The sequence below is a fragment of the uncultured Roseicyclus sp. genome (assembly GCF_937892565.1).
Classification (GTDB): Bacteria; Pseudomonadota; Alphaproteobacteria; order Rhodobacterales; family Rhodobacteraceae; genus Roseicyclus.
Genome location: NZ_CALAHQ010000096.1, coordinates 1 through 6335, shown reverse-complemented (window position 1 = coordinate 6335; position 6335 = coordinate 1). Strand labels below are relative to the sequence as shown.

The 6335-nt window shown below is 63.4% G+C and carries 7 protein-coding genes; 6 read left to right on the top strand and 1 reads right to left on the bottom strand.

Going from position 1 to position 6335, the window contains the following annotated elements:
* Positions 1-653 (top strand): NAD(P)-binding domain-containing protein (locus tag Q0094_RS13585; protein ID WP_297620647.1); only part of this gene is annotated, 653 nt, incomplete at its 5' end.
* 86 nt (positions 654-739) lie between these two features.
* Here Q0094_RS13585 and Q0094_RS13580 read toward each other — a convergent pair.
* Complete coding sequence (locus tag Q0094_RS13580; RefSeq protein ID WP_297620645.1) at positions 740-1645, bottom strand: PfkB family carbohydrate kinase; 906 nt, start codon at positions 1643-1645, stop codon at positions 740-742.
* Between the two features lie 110 nt (positions 1646-1755).
* On the opposite strand from Q0094_RS13580, the gene Q0094_RS13575 reads away from it, so the two are divergent.
* The 5 genes from Q0094_RS13575 to Q0094_RS13555 all read left to right on the top strand — a co-directional run bounded on the left by Q0094_RS13575 (position 1756) and on the right by Q0094_RS13555 (position 6242).
* Complete coding sequence (locus Q0094_RS13575; RefSeq protein WP_297620642.1) at positions 1756-2625, top strand: dihydrodipicolinate synthase family protein; 870 nt, start codon at positions 1756-1758, stop codon at positions 2623-2625.
* Positions 2618-3274 (top strand): GntR family transcriptional regulator, encoded by a 657-nt coding sequence (locus Q0094_RS13570; RefSeq protein ID WP_297620639.1) that lies wholly within the window; start codon positions 2618-2620, stop codon positions 3272-3274. The genes Q0094_RS13575 and Q0094_RS13570 overlap by 8 nt, the downstream gene beginning before the upstream one ends.
* Before the next feature lie 68 nt (positions 3275-3342).
* Positions 3343-4338 (top strand): TRAP transporter substrate-binding protein DctP, encoded by a 996-nt coding sequence (dctP, locus tag Q0094_RS13565; RefSeq protein ID WP_297620636.1) that lies wholly within the window; start codon positions 3343-3345, stop codon positions 4336-4338.
* 66 nt (positions 4339-4404) lie between these two features.
* A complete protein-coding gene (locus Q0094_RS13560; protein ID WP_297620633.1) occupies positions 4405-4950 on the top strand; it encodes a TRAP transporter small permease subunit in 546 nt (181 codons plus the stop codon).
* On the top strand, positions 4947-6242 hold the full coding sequence (locus Q0094_RS13555; RefSeq protein ID WP_297620630.1) for a TRAP transporter large permease: 1296 nt from the start codon (positions 4947-4949) through the stop codon (positions 6240-6242). The genes Q0094_RS13560 and Q0094_RS13555 overlap by 4 nt, the downstream gene beginning before the upstream one ends.
* Positions 6243-6335: the final 93 nt, after the last annotated feature.

Genomic DNA, 6335 nt, shown 5'->3' with positions numbered 1-6335 from the left:
TCACCTATCCCTACAAAGAACGCGCCGCGGCCAAAGTTCTGATTGCCGATCCGCTGGTTCGGGAGATTGGCGCTGTCAACACGGTATTGTTCCAGCCCGGGGGGCCTGAAGGCTTCAACACCGACCATAGCGGATTTATCGAGGCCTATCGGGGGGCGCGTCAGAGCGCCGCGCCGGGAATTGTCTGCTTGATCGGCACGGGGGGCGTCGGGCGTGCGCTGGCCTTCGGGCTGGTGGCCTTGGGCGCCGATGAGATCCGGCTGGTCGATCGCGACGAAGCAAAGGCCTTGGCGCTGGCGGCCGATCTGCGCGCTGTGGCGGGTGCAACCGAAATCAGGGTTTGCGCCGGGGGGGCGACCGAGGCCGCGCGCGGTGCGACCGGCGTTTTGAACGGCACCCCCGTCGGCATGGTCGGTCATGGCGGCACGCCGCTGCCAGCCACGTCCCTGCACGGGGCCGTCTGGGCCTTTGATGCCGTCTACACCCCCGTCGAGACACAATTTCTGCAAGACGCAAGGGCGGCCGGTCTGTCCGTGTTCACGGGCTATGAACTGTTCTTTTGGCAAGGCGTTCACGCTTGGGCCCATTTCGCAGGCCAGCCACTGGACTTGGGGTGGCTGCGCGCCGAACTGCTGCGCGACGCCGAGGTCTAGCCCGCCGGGCGGCCCAAGCACGCGATCTGGCACCGCCCGGGGGCGCCCCTTCGCCTTCGGGCGCGTTCAAGGCGGCAGGGTCGCGTTCATCCTATGACCCCGGCGTCGGTGGGATCGCCACCGAGCGCCCGCAGCGCATCAACCTCGGCGGCCGTTGGGAAGTGCCCCCTTCGCGCGACCTTCAGCGCCGCCGCTGCATTGGCATAACGCACCGCCGCAGTATTGGCCTGCCCTTGGCCAAGCGCCAGCGTGAAGGCTGCATGCCAGACGTCACCAGCCCCCAAGGTGTCCACCGCCCGCACCGCGAAGGCATCAACCGCGAAGGCCCCCTCGGGGCCGTGGCACAAGACCGGCCGCGCCCCGCGGGTCACCGCGACAAAGCAGCCCAGATGCGCAGCGGCCGAGGCCAGCGCCGGTGCGTCGCAGGTCCCGGTATAGTCGCACAATCCCTGCTCGGAAAACACAACGTGGCTGGCGTGACAAAGGGCTTCGGCGGCCAGTTGAACGGGTGCCTCGGCATCCAACACGGCGGGTTTTCCGGCCGCTTTCGCCGCACGCAGCAGCGCCGCCGCCCCGGCAGGCCAGCGCGTGTCAACCAGCACGGCGTCAAACCCCATCGGCGTTGGCAATGTGACGTGCGCAGAAAACAGAGCGTCGTCGCGATGGTTGATAATTGTCCGGTCGCCATCCGGGGCGATCAGCACAGCCGAACGTGCTGTGGCAAGGCCGCGCATGCTTTGCACAAGCCCGGCATCGATCCCCCGTGCGGCCAAGGAAGACCGGACAAGATCGCCCAGCGAATCATCCCCGACAGCACCCACCAGCGCCGCCCGCCCGCCCAGCGCCGCGATTGCAGAGGCTGCGATCAGCGCCCCGCCGCCCGGCTCGATCCGACTGGACTGGGCGCGCACCTTTTGCCCCAAATCCGGATGCCCGGGCACATCAAAGAGCAGATCGACCGTGATCAGCCCGCCACAAACCACCTTTGTCATCGCGCGCATGCTCCTTGGCCGCTGCTGGGCAGGGTCTGACATGTCAGCTTGACAGTCAACCAACCACGGGTGATTTTGCCAGAGCTTTCCACCCTTGACCCGAGGTTGACATGACCCCTTCCGGCATTTCCGTGGCGCTGCTTACGCCCTTTACCGAAACCGGGGCGATCGACCTGCCCCGCCTTGCCGCCCATGCCACGAATGTCATTGAACAAGGCGCGCATGGCGTCACGCTGTTTGGCACCACCGGCGAAGGCGCGTCCATCGCGATGGCCGAACGCGGTGCGGCACTGGCGGCATTAACCGCTGCGGGCATTTCGGGCGATCGGATCTTCATGGGCCTGTGCGCCACGGCGCTTGGCGATGTTGTGGCGCAGATCGATCAGGCGCTTGCGCTCGGGGTCTCGCGCTTTTTGCTGCTGCCGCCGTTCTACTTTCCGGGTCCCACCGACGCGGGCCTGCTTGAGTGGCACCGCGCCCTGTTCGAAAGGGCAGATGCGCGCGCGCGCTTTGTGCTTTATCACATCCCCCAAGTCACCTCGGTGCCGTTGTCGTTTGATCTGGTCACCGGGCTAAAGGCGGCCTTCCCCGAGCGCGTTCTGGCGATCAAGGACAGCTCTGGCAATTGGGACAACAGCCGCCGCCTCCTGGAGCATGGCGGCATTCCCGTCATGATCGGAGACGAGCGCCTGCTACATCGGGCGATGCCATTGGGTGCAATCGGGTCGATCTGCGGGATGGCGAACCTGCACCCGGCCCGGATGCGCGCGATCTACGACACTAGGCACGAAGATGCCGCCCTGACGCAAGAGGTGGATGTGATCGTCTCGCGCCCCTTCATTGCCGCGCTCAAGCTGATCATGGCGCAGACGACGGGCCACGCCGGATGGGAACGGGTGCGCAGCCCACTTGCGGTGCTGCGGGATGACCAGCGGGCCGAGATTCTGGCGATCGCGCAAAAGGCGCGCGCGCGTGCTTAGCATCGCCGAGAATCGCCAGCGCGATCACGCTTATTCCAGCTTTACCAAAAGCCTGCTGGCAAGGGATATCGCGCCCGGCCAGATCGTTTCGCAGCGCGAATTGATGGAACTGACAGGCATGCCCTTGGGCGCGATCCGCGAGATGATCCCGAGGCTTGAGGCCGACGGGCTGATCCGCACCGTTCCCAAGCGGGGCTTGCAGGTTCTCACGCTTGATCTGGAACTGGTCCGTAATGCCTTTCAGCTTCGCCTGATCATCGAAAGCGCGGCGATCAGCGTTTTCTGCGCCCAAGCCCCGTCGGACATGCTTGGCCAAATCGCCGCAGAGCACCGGGCTGTGCGCGTGCGCGCGTTGCAAGGTATCACCCCGGACGTGTTGGAAACGGCCCAGCGCATCGACTGGGCCTTTCATGATCAGATCGTCGATTTCATGGGAAATCGCATTATTTCTGGCATTCACCGCGTCAATGCGATCAAGATCAGGCTGATCCGCAACTCGGACACGCGGATGTTGCCAGAACTGGCAGTTTCTGTACTAGATGAGCACCTTCGGGTGATCGATGCGCTGGTGGCACGCGATGCGAATGCGGCCGTCCTAGCGCTTCAGGCCCATATTGAATGCGCCAATCGGCGCGCGCTAGGACTTTGATCACCCACAAGCGGGACAAACCCGCAAGCATGAGCGAGCGGATCCAAAAACACAGAGGAGGACCAAGAATGACCATAAAGATAACCCGCCGCGTGGCGCTTGCGCTGTCGCTTGCAGCTCTTACCACGCCAGCCCGTGCGCAGGACAAGATCACGCTTCGCATGTCCACCCCGGCCTCTGAGACAGATCAGCGCACGATCGCGTTGGCCTCGGTCTTTGCCCCGGCGGTTGCCGACTTCGCGACCTACGTGCCCCACTACAACGCCTCGCTGATCGCCCAAAACGCTGAGCTTGAGGCCATTGCCTCGGGCGATCTGGAAATGTCGATCACCTCGGCGCAGGAACTGGCGCAGTTCTTCAACGAGTTTTCGATCTTCGCCACCGGCTATGTTCACCAGAGCGCCGCCCATCAGGTGGCCGTGTTCAACGATCCGCTGATGGACCCGTTCAAGAAAAAGGTCGAAGACGAACTGGGCGTCAAGCTCTTGGCCGTGATGTATCTGGGCCGGCGGCATGTGAACCTTCGCCAGTCTCGGGCCGAGCGCAACGTCATGACTCCGGCAGACCTAGCCGGCGTGAACCTGCGCATGCCCGGCACCGATGCTTGGCAGTTCCTTGGCCGTGCGCTTGGCGCCAACCCCACGCCGATGGCCTTTACCGAGATCTACACGGCGCTGCAGACCGGGTCCGTCGATGGTCAGGACAATCCCCTGCCCACCGTGGTCGATGCCAAGTTCTTTGAAGTGACAAAGCAGGTCGCGCTGACCTCGCATCTGGTTGACCTGAACTACATCGCCTTTTCCAAGGCAGTTTGGGACAAGCTGACCCCCGCCCAACAAGCGGTCGTGCAGCAGGCCGCCGAGGCGGCCGCCGAAAGCGGACGTCAAAAGCAGCTTGCAAAGGAAGAAGAGCTGGTCGCCTTCCTGCAGGCCCAAGGGCTGGACATTTACGAGCCCAACCTCAAGGCCTTCCGTGAGCATGTGCAGGCCCAGTATATCGGGTCGGATTTCGCCAAGTCGTGGCCCGCGGGCGTTCTTGAGAAGATCAACGCGCTGGGGAACTAGTTCGCCGTCTGAGGGGAAAGGGTGGCCTTACGCCGCCCTTTCCTGCCTGCCTTTGCCGGACATGCCATGACATTCCTGACCACCACCTTGTCGCGCGCAGCCCAAGGCGTCGCCGCAGCCTTGATGGCTGCGATGTTCCTGACCTTTGTGTTGCAGATCACGGTGCGCTACTCTGCGCGGCTGCCGGGTCTGGCCGAGCATTTGCCGGCCCTGGATCCGTCGCTTTATGGCTGGACGCTAGAGTTCTGCCTGCTTTTGTGGGTCTGGCTGGTGTTCTGGGGCAATGCCTTTGTCGTTCGCGAACAGGACCATGTGCGCTTTGACATTCTCTATCTTGCGGTATCGCCACGGCTGCGTCGATGGTTTGCGATCGCGGCCGGGCTGGCCATTGCGATCGGGCTTTTGGCGTCGATCGGGCCCACGTGGGACAAGTTTCACATCCTTCGGCTGAAAAAAACGGCAACACTGGCGCCGCTCCTGGGTGACTGGATCCGCATGCGCGACATTTATGCGGTTTACGTCGTGTTTCTGGGCGCCGTGGGCCTGCGCTACGCATGGGGGGTCTGGCGCGCCTTCCGCCACGGCGTCAGCGATCAGGGCCCCACGGCATGAGCATGGCCTTTCTTGCCTGTCTGGTAGTGCTTTTTGGGCTTTCCGCCCTTGGCGCGCCCATCGCCTATGCCATCCTGATCGGATCCTTTGCCTATCTGGCCGTTGATGGCCAAGGCATCGGAATCGCGGGCAAAGTCATGATGGACGGGATGTATGCCAGTTTCATCCTTCTGGCGGTCCCGCTGTTCATCGTGGCCGCCAATATCATGAACGCAGGCACCATCTCGGACCGGCTTTTGGGATTTTGCGTGGCGCTTGTCGGCCGCTTTCGCGGCGGACTTGGACATGTCAACATTGTCTGCTCGCTGATCTTTTCGGGCATGTCGGGCTCGGCCGTGGCGGATGCGGCGGGGATTGGCAAGATCATCATCGGGATGATGACCAAAAGCGGGCAATATCCCCGTGGCTATGCTGCGGCCATCACGGCAGCCTCGGCCACCATCGGGCCGGTCATTCCCCCGTCGATCCCGATGGTGCTTTACGCGCTCATCTCAAACACCTCGATCGGATATCTGTTTCTGGGCGGGATCGTGCCGGGTCTGCTGATGGGCGCGGTGCTGATGATCATGAACGCCTGGATCGCGCATCGCCGAGGCTTTGCGCTGGAAAGCCCCGTCCCGCTAACCGAACTGCCGGCGCGCACGGTCAAGGCCTTTCCAGCGCTGCTGATGCCTGCGATCCTGCTCTATGGGATCTATGGCGGTGTCACCACGCCGACCGAGGCCGCCGCCGTTGCCGCCTTCTATGCGCTGCTACTGTCGGTGCTGGTCTATCGCGCGCTGACCTTGCGCGCGCTGGTGCAAATCCTTGTCGAAAGCGCGCGCTCCTCGGCGGCGGTGGGTCTGGTGATCGGGGGCGCGCTGATCCTGAATTATGTCGTCGCCTCGGAAAACATTCCTGCGCTTGTCGCACAAAGCCTTGTAGGTCTTGACGTTTCGGCAACCCAGTTTCTGCTGGGCGTGATGGTGGTGCTGTTGCTGCTGGGCTGCGTACTGGACGCCACCACGATCATTCTTGTGATCATCCCGCTGTTCTTGCCGGCATGCCGCGATCTGGGGATCGACCTTGTGCATTTTGGCGTGATCGCGGTGATCAACTGCATGATCGGGCTGATCACCCCGCCCTATGGCATCTTGCTGTTTGTGATCAATGCCGTCACGCGCATCCCCCTGTCCGAGATGATCGGCGAGATCTGGCCTTTCCTTGCCATTCTGGTCTTGGCCTTGCTGGTTTTGGTGGTGACGCCCGACGTGGTGCTGTGGCTGCCGCGCCTGTTCGGCTACGCCGGCTAGGCGGGCGCGGGGCAGGTTGGGGGGACCGGCCGGACAGCCTAGCCGCGACCGCGCATCGAGATTTCCGGGCCGCAGGGCGTCCAGGCGACCTTC